The sequence below is a fragment of the Janthinobacterium sp. OK676 genome (assembly GCF_900103595.1).
In the GTDB taxonomy this organism is placed as follows: domain Bacteria; phylum Pseudomonadota; class Gammaproteobacteria; order Burkholderiales; family Burkholderiaceae_D; genus Janthinobacterium.
The window spans coordinates 139,610-166,187 of sequence record NZ_FNHA01000014.1; the positions used below are offsets into that span (position 1 = coordinate 139,610).

33 protein-coding genes are annotated in these 26,578 nt (G+C 58.7%); 12 read left to right on the forward strand and 21 right to left on the reverse strand.

The features are described 5' to 3' along the window. Nucleotides 1-76: 76 nt before the first annotated feature. The 10 genes from BLU39_RS24270 to BLU39_RS24315 all read right to left on the reverse strand — a co-directional run bounded on the left by BLU39_RS24270 (nucleotide 77) and on the right by BLU39_RS24315 (nucleotide 5,918). On the reverse strand, nucleotides 77-571 hold the full coding sequence (locus BLU39_RS24270; RefSeq protein WP_092718005.1) for a phage virion morphogenesis protein: 495 nt from the start codon (nucleotides 569-571) through the stop codon (nucleotides 77-79). After that, a complete protein-coding gene (locus BLU39_RS24275; RefSeq protein ID WP_092718008.1) occupies nucleotides 568-1,056 on the reverse strand; it encodes a phage tail protein in 489 nt (162 codons plus the stop codon). The genes BLU39_RS24270 and BLU39_RS24275 overlap by 4 nt, the downstream gene beginning before the upstream one ends. Further along, on the reverse strand, nucleotides 1,040-1,555 hold the full coding sequence (locus BLU39_RS24280; RefSeq protein WP_092718011.1) for a lysis system i-spanin subunit Rz: 516 nt from the start codon (nucleotides 1,553-1,555) through the stop codon (nucleotides 1,040-1,042). The genes BLU39_RS24275 and BLU39_RS24280 overlap by 17 nt, the downstream gene beginning before the upstream one ends. Nucleotides 1,556-1,557: 2 nt before the next feature. Next, nucleotides 1,558-2,118: a glycoside hydrolase family 108 protein gene (locus tag BLU39_RS24285; protein WP_092718014.1), complete on the reverse strand. Its 561-nt coding sequence runs from the start codon at nucleotides 2,116-2,118 to the stop codon at nucleotides 1,558-1,560. Beyond that, nucleotides 2,118-2,489: a hypothetical protein gene (locus BLU39_RS24290; protein WP_035820867.1), complete on the reverse strand. Its 372-nt coding sequence runs from the start codon at nucleotides 2,487-2,489 to the stop codon at nucleotides 2,118-2,120. The genes BLU39_RS24285 and BLU39_RS24290 overlap by 1 nt, the downstream gene beginning before the upstream one ends. Nucleotides 2,490-2,536: 47 nt before the next feature. Further along, on the reverse strand, nucleotides 2,537-2,746 hold the full coding sequence (locus BLU39_RS24295) for a tail protein X (protein ID WP_092718017.1): 210 nt from the start codon (nucleotides 2,744-2,746) through the stop codon (nucleotides 2,537-2,539). Then, nucleotides 2,746-3,249, reverse strand: coding sequence for a head completion/stabilization protein (locus tag BLU39_RS24300; RefSeq protein ID WP_092718020.1), 504 nt, complete (start codon nucleotides 3,247-3,249; stop codon nucleotides 2,746-2,748). Before BLU39_RS24300 ends, BLU39_RS24295 begins: the two co-directional genes overlap by 1 nt. A gap of 94 nt (nucleotides 3,250-3,343) precedes the next feature. Next, on the reverse strand, nucleotides 3,344-4,060 hold the full coding sequence (gene gpM, locus BLU39_RS24305; RefSeq protein ID WP_092718022.1) for a phage terminase small subunit: 717 nt from the start codon (nucleotides 4,058-4,060) through the stop codon (nucleotides 3,344-3,346). Continuing rightward, a complete protein-coding gene (locus BLU39_RS24310) occupies nucleotides 4,060-5,079 on the reverse strand; it encodes a phage major capsid protein, P2 family (protein WP_092718025.1) in 1,020 nt (339 codons plus the stop codon). Before BLU39_RS24310 ends, gpM begins: the two co-directional genes overlap by 1 nt. 47 nt (nucleotides 5,080-5,126) lie before the next feature. Beyond that, nucleotides 5,127-5,918, reverse strand: coding sequence for a GPO family capsid scaffolding protein (locus tag BLU39_RS24315; protein ID WP_092718028.1), 792 nt, complete (start codon nucleotides 5,916-5,918; stop codon nucleotides 5,127-5,129). A gap of 136 nt (nucleotides 5,919-6,054) precedes the next feature. Here BLU39_RS24315 and BLU39_RS24320 point away from each other — a divergent pair, with 136 nt between their 5' ends. The 5 genes from BLU39_RS24320 to BLU39_RS24340 all read left to right on the forward strand — a co-directional run bounded on the left by BLU39_RS24320 (nucleotide 6,055) and on the right by BLU39_RS24340 (nucleotide 10,630). Continuing rightward, a complete protein-coding gene (locus tag BLU39_RS24320; protein WP_092718226.1) occupies nucleotides 6,055-7,866 on the forward strand; it encodes a terminase ATPase subunit family protein in 1,812 nt (603 codons plus the stop codon). A gap of 14 nt (nucleotides 7,867-7,880) precedes the next feature. Beyond that, nucleotides 7,881-8,927 carry a phage portal protein gene (locus BLU39_RS24325; protein WP_254789062.1) on the forward strand — a complete coding sequence of 349 codons (1,047 nt, stop codon included), beginning with the start codon at nucleotides 7,881-7,883 and terminating at the stop codon, nucleotides 8,925-8,927. Then, nucleotides 8,924-9,139: a hypothetical protein gene (locus BLU39_RS24330; RefSeq protein WP_086144206.1), complete on the forward strand. Its 216-nt coding sequence runs from the start codon at nucleotides 8,924-8,926 to the stop codon at nucleotides 9,137-9,139. The genes BLU39_RS24325 and BLU39_RS24330 overlap by 4 nt, the downstream gene beginning before the upstream one ends. A gap of 395 nt (nucleotides 9,140-9,534) precedes the next feature. Beyond that, the gene (locus tag BLU39_RS24335; RefSeq protein WP_139178470.1) at nucleotides 9,535-9,981 is read left to right on the forward strand and encodes a hypothetical protein; all 447 of its coding nucleotides are present in this window, start codon (nucleotides 9,535-9,537) and stop codon (nucleotides 9,979-9,981) included. A 10-nt stretch (nucleotides 9,982-9,991) separates the two neighbouring features. Next, nucleotides 9,992-10,630, forward strand: coding sequence for an SOS response-associated peptidase (locus tag BLU39_RS24340; protein WP_092718037.1), 639 nt, complete (start codon nucleotides 9,992-9,994; stop codon nucleotides 10,628-10,630). A gap of 324 nt (nucleotides 10,631-10,954) precedes the next feature. Here the strand turns inward: BLU39_RS24340 and BLU39_RS28390 are convergent, their stop codons facing one another. Beyond that, complete coding sequence (locus tag BLU39_RS28390; RefSeq protein WP_139178471.1) at nucleotides 10,955-11,278, reverse strand: hypothetical protein; 324 nt, start codon at nucleotides 11,276-11,278, stop codon at nucleotides 10,955-10,957. Between the two features lie 225 nt (nucleotides 11,279-11,503). Between BLU39_RS28390 and BLU39_RS24345 the strand changes: the two genes are divergently transcribed. Then, nucleotides 11,504-11,791, forward strand: a complete 288-nt coding sequence (locus BLU39_RS24345) for a hypothetical protein (RefSeq protein WP_139178473.1) — start codon at nucleotides 11,504-11,506, stop codon at nucleotides 11,789-11,791. Between the two features lie 320 nt (nucleotides 11,792-12,111). Here BLU39_RS24345 and BLU39_RS28810 read toward each other — a convergent pair whose 3' ends face one another. From BLU39_RS28810 to BLU39_RS24355, 3 genes are all read right to left on the reverse strand, one after another. After that, a complete protein-coding gene (locus BLU39_RS28810) occupies nucleotides 12,112-12,636 on the reverse strand; it encodes an FxDxF family PEP-CTERM protein (RefSeq protein WP_217635109.1) in 525 nt (174 codons plus the stop codon). Between the two features lie 319 nt (nucleotides 12,637-12,955). After that, nucleotides 12,956-13,129, reverse strand: coding sequence for a hypothetical protein (locus BLU39_RS28730; protein WP_175539404.1), 174 nt, complete (start codon nucleotides 13,127-13,129; stop codon nucleotides 12,956-12,958). A 664-nt stretch (nucleotides 13,130-13,793) separates the two neighbouring features. Then, nucleotides 13,794-14,717: a LysR family transcriptional regulator gene (locus BLU39_RS24355; protein WP_092718228.1), complete on the reverse strand. Its 924-nt coding sequence runs from the start codon at nucleotides 14,715-14,717 to the stop codon at nucleotides 13,794-13,796. A 122-nt stretch (nucleotides 14,718-14,839) separates the two neighbouring features. Between BLU39_RS24355 and BLU39_RS24360 the strand changes: the two genes are divergently transcribed. Continuing rightward, nucleotides 14,840-15,487, forward strand: coding sequence for an NADPH-dependent F420 reductase (locus BLU39_RS24360; RefSeq protein WP_092718042.1), 648 nt, complete (start codon nucleotides 14,840-14,842; stop codon nucleotides 15,485-15,487). 383 nt (nucleotides 15,488-15,870) lie between these two features. Continuing rightward, complete coding sequence (locus BLU39_RS24365) at nucleotides 15,871-16,143, forward strand: DUF4242 domain-containing protein (protein WP_092718045.1); 273 nt, start codon at nucleotides 15,871-15,873, stop codon at nucleotides 16,141-16,143. 194 nt (nucleotides 16,144-16,337) lie between these two features. Here BLU39_RS24365 and BLU39_RS28395 read toward each other — a convergent pair whose 3' ends face one another. Continuing rightward, the gene (locus BLU39_RS28395) at nucleotides 16,338-16,697 is read right to left on the reverse strand and encodes a hypothetical protein (RefSeq protein WP_139178476.1); all 360 of its coding nucleotides are present in this window, start codon (nucleotides 16,695-16,697) and stop codon (nucleotides 16,338-16,340) included. A 68-nt stretch (nucleotides 16,698-16,765) separates the two neighbouring features. Continuing rightward, nucleotides 16,766-17,512, reverse strand: a complete 747-nt coding sequence (locus BLU39_RS28400; RefSeq protein ID WP_139178478.1) for a hypothetical protein — start codon at nucleotides 17,510-17,512, stop codon at nucleotides 16,766-16,768. A 288-nt stretch (nucleotides 17,513-17,800) separates the two neighbouring features. Here BLU39_RS28400 and BLU39_RS24375 point away from each other — a divergent pair, with 288 nt between their 5' ends. Together BLU39_RS24375 and BLU39_RS24380 are read left to right on the forward strand one after the other, a co-directional pair. Beyond that, a complete protein-coding gene (locus tag BLU39_RS24375; RefSeq protein WP_092718231.1) occupies nucleotides 17,801-18,004 on the forward strand; it encodes a DUF3079 domain-containing protein in 204 nt (67 codons plus the stop codon). A gap of 64 nt (nucleotides 18,005-18,068) precedes the next feature. Next, the gene (locus BLU39_RS24380; RefSeq protein ID WP_175539405.1) at nucleotides 18,069-18,566 is read left to right on the forward strand and encodes a prolyl-tRNA synthetase associated domain-containing protein; all 498 of its coding nucleotides are present in this window, start codon (nucleotides 18,069-18,071) and stop codon (nucleotides 18,564-18,566) included. Between the two features lie 7 nt (nucleotides 18,567-18,573). Here the strand turns inward: BLU39_RS24380 and BLU39_RS24385 are convergent, their stop codons facing one another. Continuing rightward, nucleotides 18,574-19,719: an MFS transporter gene (locus BLU39_RS24385; protein WP_217635111.1), complete on the reverse strand. Its 1,146-nt coding sequence runs from the start codon at nucleotides 19,717-19,719 to the stop codon at nucleotides 18,574-18,576. Nucleotides 19,720-19,966: 247 nt separating this feature from the next. Between BLU39_RS24385 and BLU39_RS24390 the strand changes: the two genes are divergently transcribed. Further along, nucleotides 19,967-20,584, forward strand: a complete 618-nt coding sequence (locus BLU39_RS24390) for a TetR/AcrR family transcriptional regulator (protein WP_092718058.1) — start codon at nucleotides 19,967-19,969, stop codon at nucleotides 20,582-20,584. On the opposite strand, the gene BLU39_RS29075 is transcribed toward BLU39_RS24390, so the two are convergent. The 4 genes from BLU39_RS29075 to BLU39_RS24410 form a co-directional block, all read right to left on the reverse strand. Beyond that, nucleotides 20,581-20,961 (reverse strand): GNAT family N-acetyltransferase, encoded by a 381-nt coding sequence (locus BLU39_RS29075; RefSeq protein WP_254789058.1) that lies wholly within the window; start codon nucleotides 20,959-20,961, stop codon nucleotides 20,581-20,583. The genes BLU39_RS24390 and BLU39_RS29075 overlap by 4 nt on opposite strands. 162 nt (nucleotides 20,962-21,123) lie before the next feature. Next, the gene (locus tag BLU39_RS24400) at nucleotides 21,124-23,979 is read right to left on the reverse strand and encodes a TonB-dependent receptor plug domain-containing protein (RefSeq protein WP_092718061.1); all 2,856 of its coding nucleotides are present in this window, start codon (nucleotides 23,977-23,979) and stop codon (nucleotides 21,124-21,126) included. A 524-nt stretch (nucleotides 23,980-24,503) separates the two neighbouring features. Next, the gene (locus BLU39_RS24405) at nucleotides 24,504-24,971 is read right to left on the reverse strand and encodes a GNAT family N-acetyltransferase (RefSeq protein WP_092718064.1); all 468 of its coding nucleotides are present in this window, start codon (nucleotides 24,969-24,971) and stop codon (nucleotides 24,504-24,506) included. A 33-nt stretch (nucleotides 24,972-25,004) separates the two neighbouring features. Then, nucleotides 25,005-25,676, reverse strand: coding sequence for an XAC2610-related protein (locus BLU39_RS24410; protein ID WP_139178480.1), 672 nt, complete (start codon nucleotides 25,674-25,676; stop codon nucleotides 25,005-25,007). A 162-nt stretch (nucleotides 25,677-25,838) separates the two neighbouring features. Between BLU39_RS24410 and BLU39_RS24415 the strand changes: the two genes are divergently transcribed. Continuing rightward, a complete protein-coding gene (locus BLU39_RS24415) occupies nucleotides 25,839-26,495 on the forward strand; it encodes a tetratricopeptide repeat protein (RefSeq protein ID WP_092718070.1) in 657 nt (218 codons plus the stop codon). Nucleotides 26,496-26,578: the final 83 nt, after the last annotated feature.

Sequence of the window (26,578 nt, forward strand, 5' to 3'; positions counted from 1 at the left end):
ATGACATCGGACAAATAACCGCTCGTGGTCTGTCGCGGTTGGATTCATGTGACTTTAACGCATTTGATAATAAATGTCAGTTGAAGTTTGCATTGAAGCATCTTGGTTTTTTTTCCATGTGACGCAGCAGCGATTCGCGTATCAACGTCCGATCCGGCTCACTTATGCCCAGTAGCGGCCGCTCCGGATACTTGTAGACGGGCCCTTTTTTGGTAACGCGGTCTTGCTGGCCAAACTGATGCACATGCGCCACGCGCGCCACCCAGCCAAAGAACCCGACCTCGATCTGGTCGCCGGTCGCCTTTATTTTCAGGTGTTTGGCGGTGCGAATCTTGGCGAACATTGCCGCTTTCTGCCGCTTGATCCGTCCATTCTTGCCCTTGAATTCCTTGCGCCGCTTGCGCGCCGGATACGCGGCGCCATCAGGCCCCTGCTGTGCCTTGATGCGCTGCGCCTGGCTGCGGCGCAGGTCGATGGCCACCTTGTGATTGATGGCGCGGCGCTGGGCCGGCTGTAGCTTGGCCAACAGGGCGCCGGCCCAGGCTTCCAGGGCGTGCAGGTCGTCGCTCATGCTGTCGCCTCTGGCGTGCGCCATTCGGCCAGCAGCTTCTCGCCGGCATACAGCTTCCAGAACTCGTCCGCGTAGGCCGGCATGTGCTGTATCTCGGCCAGGTGTTTGATGTCGAGGCGGCCGGCCTCGCCGACCTTGACGGCCACGCGCTCGGTCAGGTCCAGCTTGATGGAAATGTCGACTGTTTCATGGTTATTGAAATCCACCTCGAAGGCGATGCCGTGCTTGCGCGTTTCCTCGTTGGCCATCAGGTCGAGCTGGTGGACTTTCAGCCAGGCGATCAGGGCCACCATGATGGCGTCGGCATCGCCCGCGTAATCGGTGACGATCAGGTTGAGCTTGAAGCGGTATTCGAAGGAGAGGGAGGCGGTGGCCGACGCCACCACATTGCCCTCGTCGGCGAAGACCAGCAGACGGTCGGGATCGCGCTGCAGCTGGGGAATTGCGGCGGCCAAGTGCTGGCGCAGGCTATTCGGTTTGTACATGGTAGGTGTCTCGTACTAGGTTGTAGGCGTCGATGCAGGCGTTCAGCTGGCGGGTGGCGTCGTCGCCGTCGCCGGCAATGGCGTCAAGAGCTGCCGCAGTCGCTGCGTCAAGTTCGGCGCGCGTTTCGTGCCGATGGCCTGCGGCAGTGGCGGGATGACCGGGACCGGCGGAAGCGGCGCAGTGGTCGCTGGCAACGGGGATTGACAGGCGCACAGCGCCATTGCGCACATCAAGGTTGAAACGGTCACGTTCAGTTTTCGCATGGGTTTGTTCCTGGGTGAGGTGGTCGGCGCGCTGGGCCAGAGCGGCACCGGCGGCGCGTTCCAGCGTGAGCACGCGGGCGGTGGCTTGGGCCAGCACGGTGGCGGCCGTGGTCTTGTTGGTGGCCGCCTGCCGCTGTAGTTCGGCGATGCTGGCGTCCTTGCGCCAGCCCTGCGCCGTCCAGCCCGCGATGGCGCCACACAGCAGGCAGGCGGCCAGCGGGCGCCAGGTGGTCATGGTCACATGGCCACCCGTTCCTTGATCCAGCCGAACAGAAAACGGCGCTGGGTCTTGTTGGCCTCGGTGATTTCCAAGTAGCGCGCCGCCTGCAAGCCATTCAGGGCGCGCAGCAGCACGGCGGCGCCATCCTGGCCGCGCCATTTCAGGAACGCGGCCAACGCGCCCAGCGACTGCACGCCCAGGCGGCCATCGACAAACAGGGCGGAATAACGGGCGCCCGTGTCATTGAAACCGTTCAGCCAGCGCTGCAGGAACTCGGCCGCGCGGTGCGGCCCCATGTTCACGCCCGTGTCGATCACTTCAGCGCCAATGCTGGCATGGATGGCCAGCACCTGGTCGAACTTCGGTTCCGTGATGTAGCGCGCCGTGTAGATGGCGCGCGCCACCGCCACGGGTAAGTTGCGCATGGCGCCCTGGTAGCCGTTGGCGCGCGCCACGGCCACGGTGATGCCGTAATTGGTTTCGCCGCCCTTGTCTTGCGGGTCGTTCACATAGCCGCCTTCGGCGCGCAGGATGGCGTCGATGACGCGCGCGATCAGGGGATTTTCCATGGTGGCCATTAGTGTTCCTTCGCGTCTTTGACCAGCTCGGCGATGTCCTTGTCGCTGCGGCGCTGGAACCACAGGGCCACGGCGCGCGATACCCACCAGCCGGGCGCGCCGACGATCAGGTCGATGGCGGAGGCGTTGACCATGGCGCCAATGGCCGGGAGCTGGGCGCACAGCAGCTGATACACGGTGCCGCCCAGCAGGCACGAGAACACGCCGGCGCAGGCCAGGCGGGCGACGAATTCGCCCTTGTTGAAGGTGCCGTCGCTGTTCAACGGCGGCAGCACGATGTACAGCATGGCCGCGCCGACCATGCCCAGCGCCGCCTTGAAGCCGTACAGTTTGACCAGGGTGGCGAAACCACCAAACGATTCTGCGGACATTGCTTGTTTCTCCATGATGAGGATAAGTAGAGGTGTTGTTAAAAAAGTTAGTCCCATAGCTGCACAAGATCGGCAACGGCGGCCACGCTGGCGGTAGGTTCCGGCAGGGTGACGACCAGGCCGGCCGGCAGCACGGCGCCGTGGCGCGCCAGCGCGGGATTCATTTCCAGGGTATGCTCGACGTATCCCGCACCGTCGCCCAAGTAGCGCCACACCAGGTCGTCTACCGTGTCGTGCTGTCGCGTGCGCACCTGCATCAGATCAATTCCACGGTGAGGTGCGTGCGACCGACCATATCGGCGATGGCCCATTGCGCATTGCGCCGCTGCGCACCTGGCGCCTCGTCGAGCCACTCCATGCTTTTCTTGTCGCTGACGGACGTGGCCGTGCTGTCGTAATCGCGGTAACGCTCGATCAAATCGGCCTTCGCCGTGCTGTAGACGGCGCGCCGGTACTGCGCCAGCAGGCGCGATTCGCGGTTGATACGCGTGGTCGGCACGTCGACCAGGGCGGCGATACCGGCAGCGGCCTGCTTGCCTTGCCAGTCGGCCAGCTCGCGGTTGACCTGCAGGATGGCATCGACCACGGCTTGCACCAGGCGCGCGTCGGTGACGGTGCCGTCCAGGCGCATGGCGTCGCGCATATCGGTGAGCAGGATGTCGGGAAACCAGCCGTCGTTCTCGATGACGCCAGCGGCCGTTGCTGGTGGCGCCGGGGTGGTGCCGGGCGGGATGGACGGGGGCAGGGCCATGAAGGACATACGGGACGCTTTCAAAATGGGGCGGTGGACGGGGTTCATCAGGTCAAGGGTATGACCAGAATCCCCCGTGCCGCCGTGCTGCGGGGGATGCTCTTTACGTGGAACCGGCCGCGCGCTTGAGGCGCCGCTCCAGCCGTTCCATATCTTTCTTGACGCCGCAGGACTCCGACAGGGCGCGGGCGCGTTTCAACTGGCCCATGGCCGTTTCCGCCTGCGCCACCAACTCCGGGGCGATGTCCGTATCGTCGGCCTGATCGAGCACGGCGATCATGGCCAGGCCAATGGCCTTGTGCAGCTTGGCGCGCGCCTGGTCCGGGGCGTCGCTGGCGGCTGTCAGTTCTTCGACGCGCCCCAGCACCTGGGCCGCGTGCTGCGGATCGGCGGCCAGCTTGCCGTGCAAGTAGCCTTCGGCGAATTCGTCCAGCATCAGGGTGACGATGTCGCGGCTGTAGGTGTCGGGCAGGGTGAACTTGTGCGCCAGCGCGTATTCGGCCATGACCAGGGCGCGCGCGTACTCGCCCGTGTCGATGTGCCACACCAGCAGGGTGGCGAAGACGTCATCCTGCGCACCCTTGCCGCCAGCCAGCACGCCGTCGATCCATTGCGCGTAATCCGGCAGCAAGGTGGCCTTGACCTCGATCTTGCGTTCGACGGACTGGATGGATTTCAGACGCCGCCGGTCATCGGACAGCTTGTAGAGCATCAAGTCGTAGGCCGTGCCGGTGGTCACGCCTTGCGGCGCGGCGGCGCCGGCCGTGCGCTCGGCCAGCATGCGCGCGCGGTGGCGCAGGGCGGGGGATTGGTTGGCCATTATTTGTCTTTCAGCTCGATGTTTTCCACCAGCGCGGCCAGGCCCAGGTCTTCAATCACGTAGGCGTCGTTCGACGATTCATAGTTCTCGATGCGGTCGCGCTTGGGCTCGTCCACCACACGGCGGCGGCGCGCGCCGTCCTGGAAGTAAATCGACAGATTGTCGAAGCGGGTAATCAGGATCGCGTTGTCCGGGAAGTAGGGCACGCGCGCCGCCGGCAAGCCGCCGATACGCTTCTGGCTGATGATGATGTCGGCCGCCAGGGTTTCCGTAGGCGCCTGCTTGGTGTTGACCAATGGAAAATACTTGTCGTTCAGCAGTTTGCGCCCGACGATGGCCACCAGATTGGTGTCTTCCTGATACCACGGGTCCAGCAGGTTGACGGCGTCCGCCACGGCCGCGTCCAGGTTGGCATAGTCGGCGCCGTCCACGTCGCCGATGATGACCTTGCCCGGCATGCCTGCGGCGACCAGGCCCAGCACGCGCTCGGGCGCCTGTTCGCGCAGGTGCTGCAGCCAGCCTTTATTGACGTCCTGCAGCAGCGGATTGGCGGCCAGGTCGGTGGTGGCCATGACTTTCACGCCATTGAAGCCGATGACGATGCGATCTAACGCCTGGCGCGTAAGAATGGCATTGGCGACGCGCGATTGAAAGTCCTGGAACTTGGCCCAGGCGTCCAGCTTGGCATAGCTCAAATGCGTGTCGAAGTTGGTTTGCTCGCAGCGGTATTGGGTGCTGTCCATGGTGGACAGGTCGCGCGTTTCGCGTTCCTTGTCCTTGGTGTTGGTGCGGCTGGCAATCGGGCCGGACACGCCCAGGCCCAGCTTTTCGCCTTCCTGCTCGCCCACGCCGATGATGTTCACTTTCGACAGGAACTCGCTCGATTCCTGCATCTTGTTTTCCAGCTTTTGCTGCACGCTGGGCGTGACGCTGAAGGTCTTGGCCACGTTGTCGGTGTCGTTCAGCTGGCCCAGGCGGGTTTCATATTGGCCAAAGACCTGGCGCGTTTGTTTTTTCATAAATCAGTGCTCCGTTGTTGAGGGGGGTAGTGGAATAGCGCGGGCGCTTAAAACTCGGTCTGCACGGCGCCGTCGTTGCCGGTGGCGGCCGGGCGGCGCGGGCCGTTGCCGGGCGCTTCGTCCATCTGCGCCTTGAAGGTGGCCAGCTCTTCCTCGGTCGCTTTCTGCGCCTTTTCCGCCGCGTCGAGGCGCTTGATGGCGACGGCATAGTTGTCGTTGGCGGTGACGACGTGGCCGGCCAGCGCCTGCACGGCTTCGCTGATGTCGGCGAACTGCGCGGCGTCGGCGCCGGATTTATTCGAAAAGCGCGACAGCAGGTTTTTCACGGCGTCGGCCAGCTTGGTGCCCTGCGGCTCGTCAAATTCCAGCGTCACCTCGACGGCGGAGGTGAACAGGTTGGCGCTTTGCTGTTTGCGGCTGGCGGAGAATTTCAGCGCCTCGGTGCCCAGGCTGGCCGGGCTGTCGGTGACGCCCAGGCCGACCAGGTAGGGCTGCGCCGAGTCGGCAAAATCGGGCTGAATTTCCAGGCTGGTGTACAGCTTTTGCTTCGCCTTGTTGATGGCCACCAGTTCCGGCGTGGGTTCGATCTGCGCGAACAGGGCCAGTTTCTTGCCGTTGTCGGTGTCGACCTCTTCGGCTTTCACCGCGATCACGTCGCCGTAGGCTTTGAATTGGCTGTCGGGCAGGATGCCGCGAATGTGTTCGAGCCAGATGCGCGCGCCGTAGGTCTTTGGGTTGTAGGTGGCGGCGATCTGCTCGATGGTGGCGCGGTCGATGTTGCGGCCGTCCGTGGTGGCGCCTTCGGTGGCGACGCGGAAGAATTGGGATTTGGTTGCCATGGTGGTTTGTCTCGGTTGATCGGATAACGCCATGGTCAACGTCTTGGCGCCGCGATTCAATGCGGTGCGGGTTGCTATGGGCCATAGCGACTTCTGCCTTCCCCCGCTCCGCGCGCGCGCGGCCTACGCTGGCGGCATGCTGACAATCGAGAAAACAAGCGAACAAACCCCCGACGAGAAAATCGCCGAACTGGCCGTGCCCGAATCCGAGCCACGGCGCGCCGCGCGCGCCCTGTACTGGAAGGGCTGGCGCATTTCGTCCATCGCCCGCCACCTGGGAATCAAGCGCAGCACGATCAACAGCTGGAAAGCGCGCGACGAGTGGGACAAGGCGCAGGCCATCGAGCACGTCGAGGCAGCGGCCGAGCTGCGCCTGGTGAAACTGATCGAAAAGGAGGTCAAGAGCGGCAGCGACTACAAGGAAATCGATCTGCTGATGCGCGCTGTCGTGCAGGCGGCGCGCGTGCGCCGCTATGAGCAGCCGGGCGGCAACGAGGTCGATCTCAACCCCAAGCTGGCGAACCGCAATGCCGCACCAAAAAAGAAGCCGACCCGCAACGACTTCAGCGAAGAACAGAAAATCCAGCTGCTCGACGCCTTCCAGGATTCGCTGTTCGACTATCAAAAGGTCTGGTATCGCAACGGCGACCAGCGCACGCGCGCCATCCTCAAGAGCCGCCAGATCGGCGCCACGTGGTACTTCGCGCGCGAGGCGCTGGCCGACGCCATGGCGACGGGCCGCAATCAGATCTTCCTGTCCGCGTCCAAGAGCCAGGCCCACGTCTTCAAGCAATACATCGTGCAATTTGCGCGCGAGGCGGCCGGCATCGAGCTGACGGGCGACCCCATCGTGTTGCCGAACGGCGCCCACCTGTATTTCCTGGGCACCAACGCGCGCACGGCACAGGGCTACCACGGCAATTTCTACTTCGATGAATTCTTCTGGACGCAGAACTTCCAGGAACTCAACAAGGTGGCCTCGGGCATGGCCATCCACAAGAAGTGGCGCAAGACCTACTTTTCAACGCCATCCTCGACCACGCATCAGGCCTATCCGTTCTGGACGGGCGAACTGTTCAACAAGCGCCGCGCCAAGGCCGATCAGGTCAACATCGATGTGAGCCATGGCCGCCTGTCGTCGGGTTTTACGGGCGAGGACAAGATATGGCGCCAGATCGTCACCATCCTGGATGCCGAGCGCGGCGGCTGCAACCTGTTCGACATCGACGAGCTGCGCAACTTTGAATACAGCCCCGACCAGTTCGACAACCTGCTGATGTGCAATTTTATTGACGACTCGGCCTCGGTCTTCCCGCTGGCCGAGCTGCAGCGCTGCATGGTTGATTCCTGGGTGGAGTGGGACGACTACAAGCCCTTGCTGGGCTTGCGCCCGTTCGGCAACCGGCCCGTGTGGATCGGCTACGACCCGGCCTTGAACGGCGACAGCGCCGGCTGCGTGGTGCTGGCGCCGCCGATGACGGCCGGCGGCAAGTTCCGCATCCTGGAGCGCCACCAGTGGCGCGGGCAGAGTTTCGAAGACCACGCCGACGCCATCCGCCAAATGACGCAGCGCTACAACGTCGAATACATCGGCATCGACACCACGGGCATGGGCATCGGCGTGCTGCCCATCGTGCGCGGCTTCTTCCCGGCCGTTACGGCGCTGAACTACTCGCCCGAAGTCAAAACCCGCATGGTCTTGAAAGCCAAAAACATCATCAGCAAGGGCCGGCTGGAATTCGACGCCGGCTGGACCGACATCGCGCAGTCCTTCATGGCGATCCACAAGACGCTGACTCCAAGCGGGCGGCACGTGACCTATGTCGCCGGCCGCAGCGACGAAACCGGCCACGCCGATCTGGCGTGGGCCTGCATGCACGCCCTCGATCACGAGCCATTCGAAGGCACCACCGACAACCACCACTCTTTCATGGAGATTTATTCTTGAGAAAAGCACGACACTTGCGCGCGCGCGGCCAGCAGGGCCAAGGCGCGCCATCACCAGTAGCCACGGCGCCGGCCGCCGCCGGCATCGAGGCGTTTTCCTTCGGCGACCCGACGCCCGTGCTCGAGCATGCCGACATTCTCGACTGCTTCGAATGCTGGAAGAACGGCCACTGGTACGAGCCGCCCGTCAACCTGGCCGGCCTGGCCAAGTCGTTCAACGCGGGCGTGCACCACAGCAGCGCGATCCACTTCAAGGCCAATGTGCTGACGTCGACCTTGATGCCAACGAAGTACCTGTCGCGCGATGGCTTCAAGCGCATGGCCCTGGACTATCTGACCTTCGGCAATGCCTATCTGGAAGACCGCCCCAGCCGTAGCGGCAAGGCGCTGGCGTACCAGCACGCACTGGCCAAGTACATGCGGCGCGGCGTCGATCTGGACACGTATTTCTTCGTGAACGGCTACCAAGCCGTGCACCAGTTCGACAAGGGCCGCGTGTTTCACCTGATGGAACCGGACGTCAATCAGGAGCTGTACGGCGTGCCGCAGTACCTGAGCGCGCTGCAATCGGCTTGGCTCAACGAGGCGGCGACCCTGTTCCGCCGCAAGTATTACAAGAACGGTTCGCACGCCGGTTTCGTGTTTTACATGACGGACGCGGCGGCGAACACGCAGGACGTGGACAACCTGCGCCAGGCCATGCGTGACAGCAAGGGGCCGGGCAACTTCCGCAACCTGTTCATGTACGCGCCGAACGGCAAGAAGGACGGTATCCAGATTCTGCCCGTGTCGGACGTTGCCGCCAAGGACGAGTTTTTCAACATCAAGAGCGTCACGCGCGACGACCAGCTTGCCGCGCACCGCGTGCCGCCGCAGCTGATGGGCATCCTGCCGAACAATGCCGGCGGCTTCGGCGCCGTCGAGCCTGCCGCGCGTGTCTTCGCGCGTAACGAGCTGGTGCCGCTGCAGGCGCAGTTCGAAGCGATCAACGAGTGGGCCGGCGTGGAAGTGGTGAAGTTCGCGCCGTATGACTTGGGCCTGGGCAAGGAGACAACGCAATGAGCGACCACGTCGACAACACCGACAAGATCATCTTCGCCGAGGTGGCGCGCGGCCTGGCCGCCGTGCGCGGACGGCCCGCCCTGGTGGCGCACGGCGCCTGCCACTACTGCGACGAGCCGCTGGCGCCGGGCTTGCCGTTCTGCAACGTCGATTGCCGCGACGACTACGAGAAGGAGCAGGCGGCGAAGGCGCGCGCTGGCCGTCCAGCATGACCGCCACGCCGCGCTGACCGGCAGGGCCGGGCCGCGACAGCCCAGCCGCGCCAGAGCGCCCCAGCCACCGCACAAGCCGCCCATGAGGCGGCTTTTTCACGTCCTGACGAATGATGTTGCTTCAGAGGCAAGAAAAAGGCCCGTTTCGGCCCGGCGCGCGCAGTTGTCCCCCCTCCACACCTGCCCGCTATATAGGGCTCTTTTGACTCAAATTTGCGCCATGGCCGAAGGCGCATGAGGACTGGCGCGGCGGGGCGAAGATGGGGCATGCGATTTGACGCATTTTGACGCACTTTGAGCGGTTTTTTGCGCGGGCGGTGTTGTGACGCGGGAACGAGGTTGTTTTCGCGCTGCGCCGCATCCTGGCGCGTCTCTGGGCTATGTATGGCGCCTCTATGCTGACGATCATTCATCTTCACGCCGACGCATCATGGCCGCGTATTGCGGCCTCAAGAACTCTTGATATACTGTATGTATATACAGTATTTTATTTAGGTGTCATGATGATTGTTAAAATGTTAAAGATGCGCCTTGCTGGGGTGGAGGTGCCCAAGCGACGGCTGCATGATCGCTACAACTCGGCACGGCCCGGCACGTTGGAAGTCGTTGAAACGACAGACCAGGGCTTGCACCGGTTGGTGAAGCTGGCCCGTTTCACTTACGGCGAGGGCGGCAAATACGTTGACACACTGTTCGATGTGAATTTGCTCTGGTATCGGGACGGGCGCATGGTGCTGTCAGGGTTTGAGCGCAGTAAAGTGGATATGCAATTTTGCGATTATGCGCAGTCCTGGCTGTGTTTTGTCGGGACGGAGCCGCCGCCAGTGCCAGAAGGCAGGTAGAATAAATTGCATGTGCGCCGACTATACCCCCAGCCGTAGCGATCAAATCGAACAGCATTTCGCTGTCCGCTCCCCTCAATTTGATCTGCCGCCGGAAGCCTGGCCCGGTTACATGGCGCCGATCATTCGCGCCTCGCACGAGGTGCCCGGCGAGCTGGAAGTCGCGCCAGCATGTTTCGGGATGGTGCCACATTGGGCCGATATGAAGCTGGCGCGCCAGACGTATAACGCCCGCACCGAAACGGTGGCGCAGAAGCCATCCTTCCGCAATGCCTGGAAGCGCAAACAGTTCTGCATTATCCCTGCCGATAACTTCTTCGAACCTTGCTACGAAACAGGGAAACCGCTCCGCTGGCGCATCGAGCGCGCCGATGGCATGCCAGCCGCCATCGCCGGGATATGGGAATTCCGGCCGCAAGATTTGCTGTTGTCGTTCTCGATGCTGACGATAAATGCAGACGGGCACCCGCTCATGCAGCGCTTCCACAAGCCGCATGACGAAAAACGGATGGTGATGATCCTCGACCCGGACCAGTATCATGGCTGGCTCGATGGTTCCCTTGTGAGCGAAGAGGATTTGTTCCGGCAGTACCCGGCGGAAGGCTTGGTGGCTGTAGCTGATCCACTTCCGCCGCGTGTGAAAAAATGAACCCGGACTTTGGTGTTTGAGAGCGAGAGTAGTTTTGACCTCACTCGATGCATTCCGTACTCTCTGGGAGCGGACGTGCAGTCCAGTTATTTGCACTACCTGCTGGACAGTCAAAGCGGTGACAAGCTAGTAATTTTTCGTTGCATCGCAAAGTGACTTGATAGGGTTGCCCGATCAGAAAATCATACCCTATCAACTCCCGAAATGCAGCTTCTGCAACGCTCATATCTTGGGTGAAAGTTTCCGTCCAGTTGTAAATATATCGATCTGCAGCCGATAGATAAACTTGATACATATTGTAGAATTCTTTGGCATGAATAGTTATTAGACCACTTGATTAGAGGTCAGGTTCCGCACTCTACTATCGTCTGCGGATGCATCTGCTTTACATGAAGAACTTGGTCCCAAAATTTCCAACATGGCGCCACGTAAGATCAACTCGTGGGCATAGGCAGATGCTTCGATCTCAGCAGCTCGAATCGACTTGAATGCGCTGGGGGTCTCAATTGTTACCGGCTGGGCAAGCAACTCATTCGTATCGCCGCGCTTGATGACGACGATAACACCATGATGTAAATGTTCGAAGGATAGTGTTGTCGATACGTAAAATTCATATCCGAGTAAACAGTGTTTATTCGTACATTGCATATCGTTCTTCCTTCGAAATGCAGATAGGAGTATGCATTGTAGTGCTCGATTTGAGTCAAAAAAAGGACATTCTCTTTGATCCAGATCAACATCAATAATGCCTAAAGTACAAGTTTAATCAAACGGGTTGCAAGGTTTTGTATTATCATTATGACATCGGCATCCGGTGTGCCCGTTCCTTGAGCTGCATAACATTTCGCCGCTACGGCTGATATGGAGGCCAGGATGAATTCAGATCTACTTTTTTCAACAGGGAACACTGAAAAATTCGATATTGAACGAAATTTTTACAGTTCCCTCGGCCTAGAACTTGGCGATCTTATTGCTGCGAATGTTGCGAGTTGCGACTTGATCGAAGTCCAAAGCAGGTTGTTGTTGATTGCTGGGAAGTTTCAAAAAGAGAAGGCGCCGTCACATATCGCTGCCATGCTTACCGTTATTTTGCGAGTTATCTTGGAGCGGCAGCGGATAGAGCGTCTCTCGCGTGGAGGTGGCCGGGTGCCCGCTGCATGATCGTTACCATTCAGCACGGTCGGGAACTGTTGAAGGAGGGCGGATCAAAGGGAGGCTTCTCCCGTCCATTCTTGTAAGTGTGTATTGTGCAACTATTTTGCTTGATAATTGTTGGTAATATGTACTTTCTTGACATCATCCATCGTGTGATCTATAAAGTAATAATAGCCCGTACGTAATATTATGTTAAAGCTCCAAAGTTTCTCCAACTTTGGGGCTTTTTTTATTTTCTGTATTGGTGCTAGCGGTAAATCCAGTAACCTGGCATCCAGTTTGGAAGATATGAAAAAAGACGCCGCAGCGTCTTTTTGGGGGAGCACTCAAGATTGCTTCCGGCGCCGTGCCAGGAAGCCCAGTATGCCCAGGCCAGCCAAGAGCATGCCATAGGTTTCCGGTTCAGGAACAGGAGCCAGGTTCAGGTTGAAGACGCCGCCATAGCTGCCGCCCTTGGTATTGCCCATCACGGTCAAGACCAACGGTCCATTGAACAGGATGCTCGTTGGTGCGAGTATCTCACCTTGGGCATAGCCAAAGACGGTGGGGCCGCCAAAGCCGGTCAGTCCAATGCCGTTCAGGTCGGCGCTGGTGAACTGGATGGAGGAACTGTCCGAACCCGTGACGGACAGGTTGGCCAGGAAGGCTTGCGCGGTGGAACCGAAGGTCGCGTTCGGTGTGAACGTGAAGGTATCGGTGAAGTCGCCGAGCGGGCTGGGCACGGCGCTGAAGCCGCTGGTCCACAGATTGCCGGTGGTGTTAACGAGGTTGACGGTGTAGGCGGTAGCGCTGGCGCTACCGATGGAAGCAGCGCTCAGTACTGCCACTGCGATGAGTGACTTTAGTTTCATCTTGATCTCCCCTGAAAAGCAATTAATGTTTCAAAAAACCATGCTGCGATGACAAATTATCACCAATACTAACAGTTATCAATGTTATATTTTTATATCGCTACTTTCACTTAGATAGCCCGTTTCTACTATACGGGCATAAATTTCAGATAGTTGCTAAAATAAAAACACATATTATTAATATTGCACAAAAAAAGAATATTTTTGTACTGAAAATACTGTTGCATAGGTACCTAATTGCTGTTTGGAAAGAAATTATGCAATGGCATGCCGTTTCGGTTTAATGCATGCTAGATTCCGAAATGCTGATTAATGTATATCAGTCTCTTTCCGAGTCGGCGGTTGGGGAGATTATTGCTGATGGTTCTTCATCCTCCTTGGCAAGGAAGTATTGGGTGCCTGATGATGCCCAGTCAGCCAGCCGCTGTGATTGATCGATCAGCACGATGACCTGGCAGCCGGCGACCGCGCTGCCGTAGTTGAGCTGCAGCATGTCGCCTGGTGATGATGGCTGGTGCAGGTATACAAAGACTTTTTGTAGCGATCTTTATGTGTAGGTAGTATGGTAGGTACGGTTGAAGTATGGTGGCTTGAAAGCTTTATAAAACCTAGATATTTGCATTACACCGCTTCCGCCAGGAAATAAAGAAACCGCCTTCGGGCGGTTTTTTATTGCCTGGCGGAAGCGAGCAGGGCGGCACCCTGCGTGTGAGATTCGAAGGGCTGGGCCTACCGGCCCAGCCCGCCACGAATCTTCCACCTGCTGCCGCTGCGCGGCAGCTCCGCGCGCCGCAGGCGCGCGTTCGTGGTTCCAATCCGCTTTTCGGCTGAGCCAGTGTCTACGGCGCCAATGGATCAGTTCGTGTCCGAATAGCGGATCTGACCCCGGCTCGCAATAAACATAAGCATGCTTGGCTCCAATTGTAAAGGAAAAGCCCCGCGAATAAGCGGGCCTACTTTTTAAAACGAACTCAAGAGTCTAGAAACGAGGTTGTCATTATGTTGCCTTCCGTTCCCAGTACTTCTCCGCTGGCAGGACTGGAAACAATTTTTCCAGGAATTTCTGGGTGCTTTCGGGGAATAATCGGCAATATGCGTCAGCTCGTGGCGTAACCAGGCTTTGGGTCCGACGAGAGTGGCCCGATATCAAGGGTGGGCTATTTAGCAGAGAAGGTTTGCGGCAAATTCTGGACACGAAATGCCTCGACAACAAAATCGATAAAGGCGCGCGTCTTAGCCGGCAACAGTTTCTGACTGGTGAAATACAACGAGACCGCCCCGACATCCCCATACCAATTTGGCAGTAATCGCACCAGCGCACCACTTTTCAGATGTGGAGCGGCGTGTGGAACTGGTATTAACCCGACGCCAAGGCCTAGTACCACGGCGCGACTGAGTGCATCCGGATCGTTGACCAGCATTACTGGTTGCTGTTTTGCCGTGACTTCGATGCCAGTGTTATTGCGCATGGCTTGCGTCCGCATGCGACCAGTCAATGGAGAACGTATCACCACACTGGGAAACTCGGCAAGTTCAGAAGGGTCTTTCGGACGGCGCTTGCCCTGTAGTAGTGCTGGCGATACCACCGCAATCAAATGTATTCGCGCCAATTCGCGCGCCACCATACCGGGCGGTAGCTCAAAACCGGCGCCGACTGCCGCATCAAAGCCGCCTGCGATCAGGTCCAGCGGACGGCTATCGAAAACCCAATCGGGAGTTACGCCCGGATATCTTTCGAGAAACGCCGGCATGAGAGGTAACAGATAATCCATGCCGAATCCAGGTGCCGCGCTCAACTTCAACACGCCAGCCGGTTGCCCGGCATTGACCTTGATGTCGGCAATTGCACCTTGGATGCTGTCGAGACCATTCTGTACTGATTGCCGAAAACGTTCACCCGCTTCACTCAGCGTCAGGCCACGGGTGCTACGCTGGAAAAGTCGTACGCCAAGGTTCCGTTCAAGAAGCGCGACGTTCCGACTCACTGCTGCTGGCGTCAGGCCCAGCCGGCGTGCTGCAGCAGAAAAGCTACCGCTCTCGGCACTGCGGACGAATGACTCCAGATTGGCCAGAGTTTCCACGATTTCACCTTCAAGCAATAATTGAAACTGATTATAGCTGATTGATACTAACGCCATAAACGCCAAGGCCCTAAAATTCAACTCAACAAACAGTTGATTCATTTAATTTTAAAGGAAAAATCATGACTATCGGCATCATTGGCTCGGGCGCTCTCGGCTCCAACTTCGCTCGCATTCTTGCAAAAAAAGGGATATCTGCCACCATCTCTAACAGCCGTGGACCAACCTCGCTTGCTGACCTGGTTGAGGAGTTGGGGCCATCTATTAAGGCCGGTACAGTGGAAGAGGCCGCAAGCGCCGACATGGTACTAATTGCGGTCCGCTGGGTCGATGCAGAGAAAGTACTGGGTAGCCTGCCAGCGTGGAGCGGTCGCATCGTGATCGACGGCACTAACCCGGTGGAGTTCTTCGATCCCGCAACGTCGCCGGATGCGAACGACGCGAACAATCCTCTCGCAGCATATGGGATCAAGGCGGTTGATCTTGGCGGAAAGCATTCGAGCCAGATTATCCAGCAATTCGTTCCTGGTGCACGGGTCGTCAAAGCATTCAATCATAACGACGTCAATGTGCTGAAGGAGCCGGAGAAGGCAGGTGGCAAGCGCGTATTGTTTTACTCTGGCGATGATGCTGCCGCAAAGGCCGAGGTGCGCAGTATCATGGAAGTCGCCGGATTCTTCCCGATTGACCTCGGCGCGCTGGACGTCGGTGGACCGCTGGCCTCGCTGCCCTTCGGGCCGCTGTCGACGCATAACTTGATCAGTATCTGATCGAGATCATGCGCGCATGCCCTGTATCAGCTGTAAGTAACTATTGTGCATAGGAGAAGTGCGAGGATTTTTGTGGCGATGTCTGTGCGTAGGTACGATTGTTAAATTATTCGTAAAAACTGCATAAAAACTAGCTATTCGCGTTACACCGCTTCTGCCAGGAAATAAAGAAACCGCCTTCGGGCGGTTTTTTTATTGCCTGTCGGAAGCGAGCAGGGCGGCGCCCTGCGCGTGAGATTCGAAGGACCGAGCCTACCAACCCATCACGCTCATCGACATTTCATGGCAATTCCAACAACACCGACCCGCCAGCGTAGTGTATAACTAATACATGCCACTGCAGCGAGCCTTGTGCTCGCCCGAAAACCTCAAAGGAGACTGCTATGCCAAAGTACGTTATTGAGCGTGATATTCCCGGGGCTGGAAAGTTGTCAGAGCAAGAACTTCAAGCCATTTCGCAGAAGTCATGCAGTGTATTGAACAAGATGGGACCGCAAATTCAATGGGTTCAAAGTTATGTTACCGGCGATAAAATCTACTGTGTTTACATCGCTGCAAACGAAGAGCTCGTTCGCGAACATGCGCAGCAAGGCGGCTTCCCTGCAAACCGCGTGTCGGAAGTCATCTCAGTGATTGACCCGACTACGGCAGAGTAGTGCCACCCAACAAAGTACTGTAGCTTCGTCCCTGGCCAAGCTTCGCTCTGATAATGCTGAACCTGGCCAGGCCATTGCCGCCGCGCGGCGGCTTCGCGCGCCGTGGGCGCGCATTCGATTATCTAATCAGATTTCGACTGAGCCAGCTTTCACGGCACCCAGCGCATCGGTCCGTCCCTTCAATCGTGACCTGATCATTTACGCGCGACCGGCCCCTTGTCGACCGGCACAAAGACTTCCCATTTATGTTGTGGAGTGGGCTTTACAGTCTTGTCGCAACTTACCGCAACATTCGGTCCAGACAGACCATGGCTCTTCGGAACCCATTTCACCCGCAAAGCTACCGCGCATTTCGCCACCAGAATCTTCCGGTTTGGCTCCAATACCTGCCAGCTTGTTCCATTTTTGGAATTCTCGGCAGCCATGAATTTTACTGCGGCCTCCCTGATCTCGAACAAGCCATGTATGTCACCGCGTGTGCGATCCTCGTCAAGCGTGGCAGCGAGTGCCGATGCGGCACCGGCGGAAAGAAAGCCGACAAGGGCGGTGCACACGCGTTTATTCCATCGTGACGCTAGCAACATATTTACAATCCAAATCGGCATTCCCCACCCTCGTAAAATCAAGCCGCTTCACCCCGTCGATATACAAATTCCTGACGGCCAATACCCTGCGTAACAAAATCCGCATCCGGTGGTATCGTTTCCCAGAAATATACATGTTTAAAGATGGGAATCTTGTTGAATTTTTTGGAGCGGAATATCCATCTGTTTTTCGTGAAATCGCTGTAGCGGTCGCCTTTGAACTGCTTGTGCACGGCGGTGAAGGGAAGCAGTCTTTCCGCAATGTCCGGGAAAGAATAATCGGGATGATTGTCCTTGAATTTCTCGAAAATTTCGAATTGATCCCTGCAGATAACTTGAATGGCGGTTTCCGGGAAACGATAGCGCGGCGACCACAGGACGTTCCAGCCTGATTCGATTTCATTGATAAACTTTACCAGGCGCGGTGTCATGATATAGGCGTCCGATTCGATATGGATGATTTTATCCACGCCTAATTCATTTGCCACCTTGACGGAGTGGAGAAAGCTGCGCCACCAGCCAGGGTAGTCGGCCCCGCTTTGTCGTCCCAGATTGTTGTCGAAACGAATGATGAGGTTTTTATCGTCATTCGATGCCAACGGAGCGTTATGGGAAACTGTGTTGATAATGTCTGCGGGTGGAAGGAATGGCGATCCATCATCGATCATTATCTTCTTTGCCGCATTGATAGGAATATCTTCGTAGTAATCGAGCCACCGCTGATACCGACCTTCCCATGATGGGGCATCTTTTATAAAGCTGGTGCAGAATATAATGGCTTTCATTTGCTAAGCACATTCCTTGTATTTGAAAGATTCGATTTATTCATGATTTGATCATTAAAATTTTTAACTATTTTAACAGATTGGGGGCGCCAAAATAACTGGATGGACATGCCGGCGATGTGCTTGTTTGCATCATGGCGCCCCTGGCGCCGCCTCCCGCTCGCGGTACAGGCGGTCACCCATTTGTACAGAATTGACCTCGGACAAATTCCTCACTGGAATTCGTTTGACCGCCCCTCGCGCCAGGTCTAGAGTCAACAAGAAGACTTCAACCGACTGCGTCCCCCCATGGCAAAGCCCTTTCCCCTGAATCCCAAGAACCCCGAGCGCATCTGCTGGGGCTGCGACAAGTATTGTCCGCCGGACGCCATGCGTTGTGGCAATGGTTCCGAGCGCACGCAGCATCCGATCGAGCTGTTTGGGGAAGGCTGGAATGACTGGGGCCTGGCTGCCGCCGACAAGGAGGAGGCGGAGACAAAATCTGAACAGTGATCGCAAGCGAACCGTGCTGCGACCCGCTACAATTTCCCATCGCATCCGCGCCGAGGAAATGTCCATGCAAGAAACCTTGTTCCGCTGGCTGGAAAGCCATGCCGGCGATTGCCCATTCGTCGAACACCCGGCCGTGCATACCATCGCCGAAGCACTGATCCACGTGCCGCCCATGCCTGGCCTGATGGTGAAGAATCTGTTCGTGCACGATGAGAAAGGCCGGCGGCATTTTCTCATCATCGTGCCTTTCGACAAGCGTATCGACCTGGCGGCGCTGGGACGCTTGCTGCCGGCCAGCAAGCTGAGCATGGCTTCGCCTGAACGCCTGCTGCAGCACCTGGGCATCACGCCAGGGGCCGTCAGCCTGTTTGCGCTGATCCACGATAGCGCGCAGGCGGTGGAACTGGTGCTGGACCAGGCCGTGTGGGAAGCTGACTCAGTGCAAGCTCATCCGCTGCGCAACACGGCCACGGTGGCGCTGTCGCATGCCGCCGTCGTCGATTTCCTCGCGCATGCGGGTTACGTTCCCCGCATTCTGAGTGTACCGGCAGCTATTCAATAGCGTCTTCTCAATGCCCGGCCATGGGCGCACCGCCGCTGCGCCGTCCCGGCCGGAAGCCGTGCGCGCGGGCCGACCAGGTGATCACGAATGCCAGCAGCAGCAAGCTGACCATGGCCCACGGGAAAGCGTCCGCGCCCCAGGTTTCCAGCAGGGCGCCGCCCACTACGCCGGCAGCCGCAATGGCGCCATTCCATGCCACCACATTCATCGACAAGGCCACGTCGGCACCGCTGCCGGCCGTGTCGGCCAGCGCTGTCTGCAACAGCGTTGCGGCGCCGCCAAAGGACAAGCCCCAGACGGCCATGCCCAGGTAGATCATGGTGGGGATGTGCGATGCGACACCCAGCACGAGAGCCGTCGTGGCGAACACGGCCAGGCTGGCCAGCACGGTGGTGCGCAAGTGGTGCTCGACCAATTTGCCTGTGAGCCAGATGCCGGCCATGGCGGCGGTGCCGAAGACGAGCAGGACCAGGTCGATTCGCTGCGTCAATCCGGCCGGCGCCACGAACGGGGCGATGTAGGTGTAGAGAATGTTGTGCGCCAGCATCCAGGCGATGACGACGGCCAGCACGGGGCGCACGCCCGGCGTCGTGAAGACGCGGCGCAGGGGCAGGCGCTCGTGGATGGACTGGCCAGGGTAGTCGGGCACCTTGGCCAGTACCCAGGCGATCAGGATCAATGTCAGGCCAGAAATGATCCAGAATGCGGCGCGCCAGCCGACGAGCGAGCCGAGCAAGGTGCCCAGCGGCACGCCCAGGGACAGGGCGACGGGCGCGCCCACCATGGCCAGCGCCAGGGCACGGCCTTGCTGGTGCGGTGCCACCATGCGCCGCGCGTAGCCGGCGAGCAAGCTCCACGCCAGCCCGGCCGCCATGCCGGCAAAGAAGCGGGCCGCCAGGGTCAGCCAGTAGTGGGAAGACAGGGCCGTGACGGTATTGAACACGAGAAAGCCGATGATGGTCAGCAGCAGCACGTTGCGGCGGCGCCAGCCGCGTGTGGCGATGGTGAGCGGAATGGCCGCCAGCAGGGAGCCGAGCGCGTAGGCCGTCACCATTTGCCCGGCCAGCGCGGCGCTGACGCCCAGCCCCGCGCTAATCTGTGGCAGCAAGCCGGCGGGCAAGGTTTCCGTGACGATGCAGATAAAGCCCGTCATGGCCAGGGCCAGCAGGCCGGCAACGGGGAGGCGGTCGGCCAGCGCTGGGCTGGTTCCGGTGGTAAGCGTAGCGTGATTCACGGCAAACATCCTTGTAAAGTGGACAGGCGCAGCAGTGCTCCTGACTGTCGTTGCGGCATATATGTATCGATCGGTATAAATATAGGTGATGGCGCATCGCGTTGTCAATGACTTCTGTATCGAGTAGTATGTAAGTGGCGTATCAGCAGATGAACAGGAGCGATGGATGGCGCAAATGGGACGGCCGCGCACGTTCGACCGGCAGGCGGCGGTGGAACAGGCCATGTTTTTATTCTGGCAGCAAGGGTATGAATCGACGTCCTTGAGCCAGCTCAAGGCCAGTCTGGGCGGCGGCATTTCCGCGCCCAGTTTTTATGCGGCGTTCGGGTCGAAGGAAGCGCTGTTCCGCGAAGCGGCGCAATGCTATCTGGACACGTTCGCCCGCGTGACGGAGTGCCTGTGGGACGATGGCCTGGCGCCGCGCGCAGCCATCGAGCTGGCCTTGCGCCAGTCGGCCCGCATGCAGTCCGATGCGGGACATCCTCCCGGCTGCATGGTGGCGCTCGGCTGCATGAGCGCGCCGACGGCCGAACACGCGGCCGTGGCCGTACCTCTTACGGCTTCGCGTGCCCGCACGCGCGCCGGCTTCATGCGCTGCGTCGAGCGGGCCATGGCCAGCGGTGAATTGCCCGCTGCTACGAATGCCGCGGCGCTGGCGTCCGTCTTCGACAGTTTTTTATCGGGCGTGGCGATCGAGGCCCGCGATGGGGTAGGCTACGCCGTGTTTGACGGCGCGATCAGCCAGTTGATGCGCGTGTGGGATGCCAGCCGATTGAGCGTCTAGGCCGTAAAGCGAAACTCCAGCACGTCGTCGCCATACTTGTCCGTCTCGCCCGTCGCCGTCCAGCCCAGGTAGCGGTAAAAGCCGTAGGAGCGCGAGGCGGGGTCGCTGGAGCAGCCGAGGAACAGTCGTTGGTGGCCTTGCGCGCGCAGTTCCGCCATCACCCGTTCCAGCAAGGTCTTGCCGATGCCTAAGCCTTCGAATGCGGGCGAGCTGTTTGGCGAAGGCTGGAATGACTGGGGGCTGGCGGCGGCTGACAAGGAAAAGGACGCGGACAAGAAGACGCCATAAGCCGATGGTGGCAAGGCGGCAAACTGCTTGTCGGCGGCTGAAACCGCCCACTCTTCGCTTTCCTCCGCGAAGCACGACAATCGGCGCATCGCCTGTGCGCTACGCTCATTACATATTGAGCGCGCCAAGGCCGGGCTAAGTGCCTGGGTGAACCATGGGCATCCCCCGTCTGAAAGAAAAAGGGCTGAACCCTGTGGAAGACAGGACTCAGCCCTTGGCTATCGGCGCACCATCACGCCGGCAGCAGGTGATTACATGAAGTGGTAGTTGGCGCTGATGCGGAAGTAGCGGCCTTGACCATTGTGCAGCTGTGGATTGAAACCTTCCACTGGGTAACGTGGATCGTATGGCGCCTTGATATCAAACACGTTCTTGATATTGAACGACAAGGTCAGATCCTTGAAGCCCGTGTAGGAGTACGCCATATTGGTCGTCGTCCAGCTCTTCACGTCGCAGCTGCTGATGTAGTTGCTGTACTTCGGCAAGCCGCTCAGCCCATATGCCGACTTCGGTTGACCGACGCCGTACTGGCAGTATGGTTTCTCGTAGACCACGTCGTTGTCGCTACGGCGCAGCAACGATACGGGACCGACGAAATCTACCGACGTCGTCAGGGAGTGGTCGCCACGGGTCCAGTTGACGGACAGGTTGCTGCGGTTCTTCGGATTGTCGCCGACCGAGGTCGCATAGTCGGACAGGCCGCCATTCGAGCCGGAGGTATCGGTTGCCACTTCGCCCGGGCGCTCGGCGCGCTTGAAGCTCATCAGATAGCTCCAGTTCAGGTTTGCGGTCAGACGGCCCAGATCGCCCAGCGATTTGCGGTACGCCACTTCGAAATCGATGCCCTGCACTTCGGTGCTACCCTGGTTCACATACGAACGGTTGACCTGGGAAATCGGACCGGAGTTAGGCACCACATTGCCGTTGGCATCGGTCACCAGATTGGCCGGATTGTTGTCGCGTATGACGCTGCCAGGGTAGCGGTCTTGACGATCAACCATGTACTGCGCACTAAACAAGGCGGTTTCATCCACTTTCTTGATGCGGTAGTAATCGACCAGCACGTCGATTTCCTTGGTTGGGGCCAGGATCAGACCCAGCGAGTAGCTCTTCGATGTTTCAGGACGCAGATCAGGCGTGGCCGCGGACAGGCTGGAAATGCCTTTCTTGCAATCGCTGATGTCGGCGCCGGAGGCAGGGTGAACGCCGTCCGGGCAGCGCAGCGGGTCGACCACGTTGCTGAACGACTGCACGCCGCCGGGCGAAACCTGGGTCAGCGCAGGTGCGCGGAAGCCTTCGGCATAGGTGCTGCGCACGGCCACGCGGTCGCTGATGGTCCACTTGGCGCCGACTTTCGGCACGAAGTTGCCCTTCAGGTTAGGGTATTTGTCGTAACGGCCGGCGAAGTCCATTTCAAAGTATTTCGCAAACGGCGTGCGTACTTCGATGAAGGTCGAGCTGACATTGCGGCGGCCATCGGCCGACGAGTTGGCCAAGCCAATGATGTCGCCGCGCTGCGTCGCCATGTCCGGAGTCAGACCGATTTTTTCTTGACGGAATTCGGCGCCGAATGCCACGCCAATCTGGCCGCCGGCCAACTGGCCAAATGCGGTACTGGCCTTGGCGTCGACTTGCGTTACCTGGGCATAGCCGCGGTTTTCCAGGTCGCGCGTGACGCTAGGATCGGCATTGACCTGCGCCAGGGTCCAGTTTTGCGTCATGACTTTTTCGAGGGTCGGGCGGTACAGCATGCCGTTCCAGTTTTCGGTGCGCTCGGCACGGTTCCACAGCACGGCCGTTTCCCAGTCCCACGCACCAGCCGTGCCGCGCACGCCAGCGAGCAAGCGATAGGTTTCGTTCAGATTGACAGCGCCGCCAGGGGCGCTCACGCGGTAGCCGACCGCGGCGCGCTGCGTCGGAAACGGATTGTCAGGATGACCTACCGGCAAGATCATCTGGAACTGCTGCGGTGCGCCGTTGAGTTGATACACGGTGGTCGAAGCCGTACTGCGGAAGGCCGTCGGCACGCGCAGATAGGTGCGCTCGGAACGGCTGTAGCCGGCTTCGGCAAAGGCCGTCATGTCCTGGTTGATTTCGAACGTGGCGCGCGACAGGACGTTGGCGTCCTTGCCGGCGCTTTGCACTTCGGCGTAATCGTCGATGTTGAAGTTGCAGAAGGTGCGGCCCACCAGCGGGTCGCTTGCCAGCATGTTGTGCGTCGCCATGTTGCCGGTAATTTGCTGCGACGTAGGGCAGTCCAGGCGATTGACGATTTGTGCGCGCTGGGCGTAGGTGGTAGCGAATTTCTTCGTGCCTGGCACTGTCTCAGCGTAGAAGAAAGGCGACGTGGTCAGACTGCTGGAGAACGGGTTCAGGCGGCCGTTGATGTCGGCATACATGCCTCTCTCGACGTCCTTTTCGTTCTTGATGATGGTGCTGTCGCGCTTGGCTACGTCAAAGCTGACGAAGGCATTGAATCGGTCCTTGCCAAAGCCGAAGATGCCGCTGGCGCTCTTGCGGGCAAATTCGCCGTCGTCGTTGGCGCTGATGCTGGCGCTCATTTCGGCGCCCGTGTACTTGGTTTTGGTGATGAAGTTGACTACGCCGGCGATGGCGTCGGAACCATACACGGCCGATGCGCCATCCTTGAACACTTCAACGCGTTCGATCGCCGACACGGGGATGCTGTTCAAGTCATAGACGGCCGATTTTCCCTGGTTCGGGTCGGCATACGCGGATGCGGTGATGCGGCGGCCATTGAGCAAAATCAGGGTGGAAGACGAACCCAGGCCACGCATGGAGGCGGTTGCCGCACCGCGGGCGAAGCCGCCATCGGTCACGTCCACCGACGAGCCCGAGCCGAAAGCTGGAATCGAGTGCAACAGTTCGGCCACAGTATTGGCGCCGGTAGCGGCAATCTGTTTGGCATTCAAGGTCTGGATAGGCGAGGAGCCTTCTTTTTCCGTGCGCTTGATGTTCGAACCGGTCACCAGGACTTTTTGCAGTGCCGGCTCTGCCGGTACTTCCTGGGCAAACGCCACATGGGATGAGGACAGTGTCAATGCGACAGCGACGACGCTGCGCTTCAGAACAAACTTCTTAGTCAATTCATTTCTCCGTACGAGTCATTCTCAGGACCCGTTTTATGCGAAAAACTGTTGAAACAAGCGCATTGCGATAGGCGCGCGCCTGTCAACCCGATCTAGTTTGACCGTTCAAGTGCAGTCATTTTTTGTAAAATGTGATATTCATTTTACCTAGCAGACACATAAAAACATTTCCATGTAGGAAATGTCAATTTTATCTAGCACTGTTGCTCTTATTTACAACAGTAAATATTTTCTTTACAGATCGGCGATGCTGAAATTTCCGTTTTTTTGCAGATGATGAATGGAATGAGGCGCGCTCATCGCGAGGCAGCGAGGTGGTGGGCATGAGAGAGCATGCCGCTTCAGGAGGGAAACCCGTGATTCAAAGCTGTTGTCTTGCTGGCAATTTACGTGTAACGGAAATTGTCAACAGGCGTTTTTTGATGACAGCGCGATAGCTGTCGCCAATACGCCGTAATCGCTATGACGGACGCCATGGATGGCTGAAGGAAAATGCAAGCGCCATGACGGCGCTCCTGCTGTCAGTTGAGTATGAACTCCAGCACGTCGTCGCCATACTTGTCCGTTTCGCCCGTCGCCGTCCAGCCCAGGTAGCGGTAAAAGCCGTAGGAGCGCGAAGCGGGGTCGCTGGAGCAGCCGAGGAACAGTCGTTGGTGGCCTTGCGCGCGCAGTTCCGCCATCACCCGTTCCAGCAAGGTCTTGCCGATGCCTAAGCCTTCGAATGCGGGCAGCAGGGCCAGGACGATGATTTCGCCCGTGTCGCGCTCGCCAAAACAGTAGCCGACCAATTGCCCGTCGTGATGGCAGACCTGGCCAGGCAGGCTGCCCGAGCGCATCATTTCCGCCCAGGACTCTGCCGTGATGCCCACTTCCGCCAGGCGTTCCTCGGGAATGGCGTTTTGCCGCGTCTTGCCGCGCAATGCGATGAAGGCTGGCGTATCTTCCGCCTTGGCGGGGTGGAAGGTAATCGATGCCGGGTGTGTCGTCATGGGTTGTTCGATGATGTCGGATAGTGGATAAGATCATTCCCAGGATTTGCGCATGGTTTGCGCCTGGCGCTGCCAGTCAACAACATTTGTCTTTTCGATGGCCTGCTGGCCGGGATTGCCGTTATCGATGATTTCATCCTTGACGATGATCAAATCGTTTTTTTCATTCAAGCGATATTCCCGATAGCGCTCGCAATCCTGTTCGCGCCGGGCGGTGGCGATTAATTTGTCGGCCCGCCAGGTATAGCTGTCTTCATAAAAACATTGCGCCGCGCAGCCGCAATTGGGGATGCCGCCTTCGATACCTTGACCGGCGATGCGGATATCCAGATTCGGAATGACTGATAATGGCTTGTTGAAGCTGTATTTTTTCGCCGATGCGTCCCACAGCCACACGTCGGAACAGCGGATGCGTCCCTGGCTATCCGTGTAGCCGGTCACCCACAGGTCGGCATGGCCGTCGAAATTCATGTCGACCAGCAGCGCGTGCAAATTGCCCATGCCGCTGCTGCTGCAACTGCCATTGAGCCACTGCTTGCCGATTTTCAGCTGGTAAGTCTGTTTTTCATCGTGATTCGCATAACGGATATCGGCCGCTTGCCGCACTTTGCCTGTCACCGCTTTTTCCAGGTGCAAGGTGCCGCCATAAGCCGAGGTGGAAATCAGGGATAAAAGCAGCGATAAAGACAACGCGGTCAATTTCATGGCGATATTCTTGGGCGGGTATTGGGCACAATGCGCCGATTGCATCAGGCGGGGAACGATCATAACGCATGATTTGGGCAATGCGCCACACCATTCCTATCGTGCATTCTGTGTGGAACCGTGCTGTGTACAATGAAAAAAATCCCCGAATAAGGAATTCTCATGACATCGTCTCCCGAATCGTTGAATGAAGCGGGCATCGTCGCGTATAACGATCATAATCATGCCGAGGCGTTCAGGCAATTCGACGCGGCGGCGCGCACTGGCGATCCCGCCGGCCAGCATTTATTGGCCAGCCTGTATTACCAAGGCCATGGCGTCGAGCAAAATTTGCCGAAGGCGGTGGAATTGTTCACGGCCGCCGCGCAATCGGGTTTTCCGCCGTCGCTGGCCAATCTGGCCCTGATGTATGCGAGCGGCGACGGTGTCGCGCAAGACATCGCGCAAGCGCTCGCCTATGGGCGCAAGGCGGCCGAGGCGGGCGATGGCCAGTCGCAATTCAACCTGGCGCAGGCCTACCGCAAGGGCGATGGCGTACCGCAAGACTATGCCGAGGCGGCGTTCTGGTACAAACAGGCGGCCGAAGCCGGTTCCCTGTCGGCGCAGAATGAATACGGCTTGCTGTACGCGCAAGGGCAGGGCGTGGAGCTCGATTACGTGCAGGCCTACGCGTGGATCGCCATGCCGGCCGAGGCGGGCAGCACGCAATCGATCAAGAACCGCGACCAGTTGCTGGAAATCCTCACGCCCTCACAGCAGCAGGCGGCGCGTGCGCTGGCGGTCGAGTATGCGGCGCAATACGGCGTCAATCCCCACTAAAATAACACCTGACAAAACCTACTGCGCGTCGTAATTTGCGGTCTGCGATGCTCACTGTACCTTCGTACAGTTGCGCTTCTCGA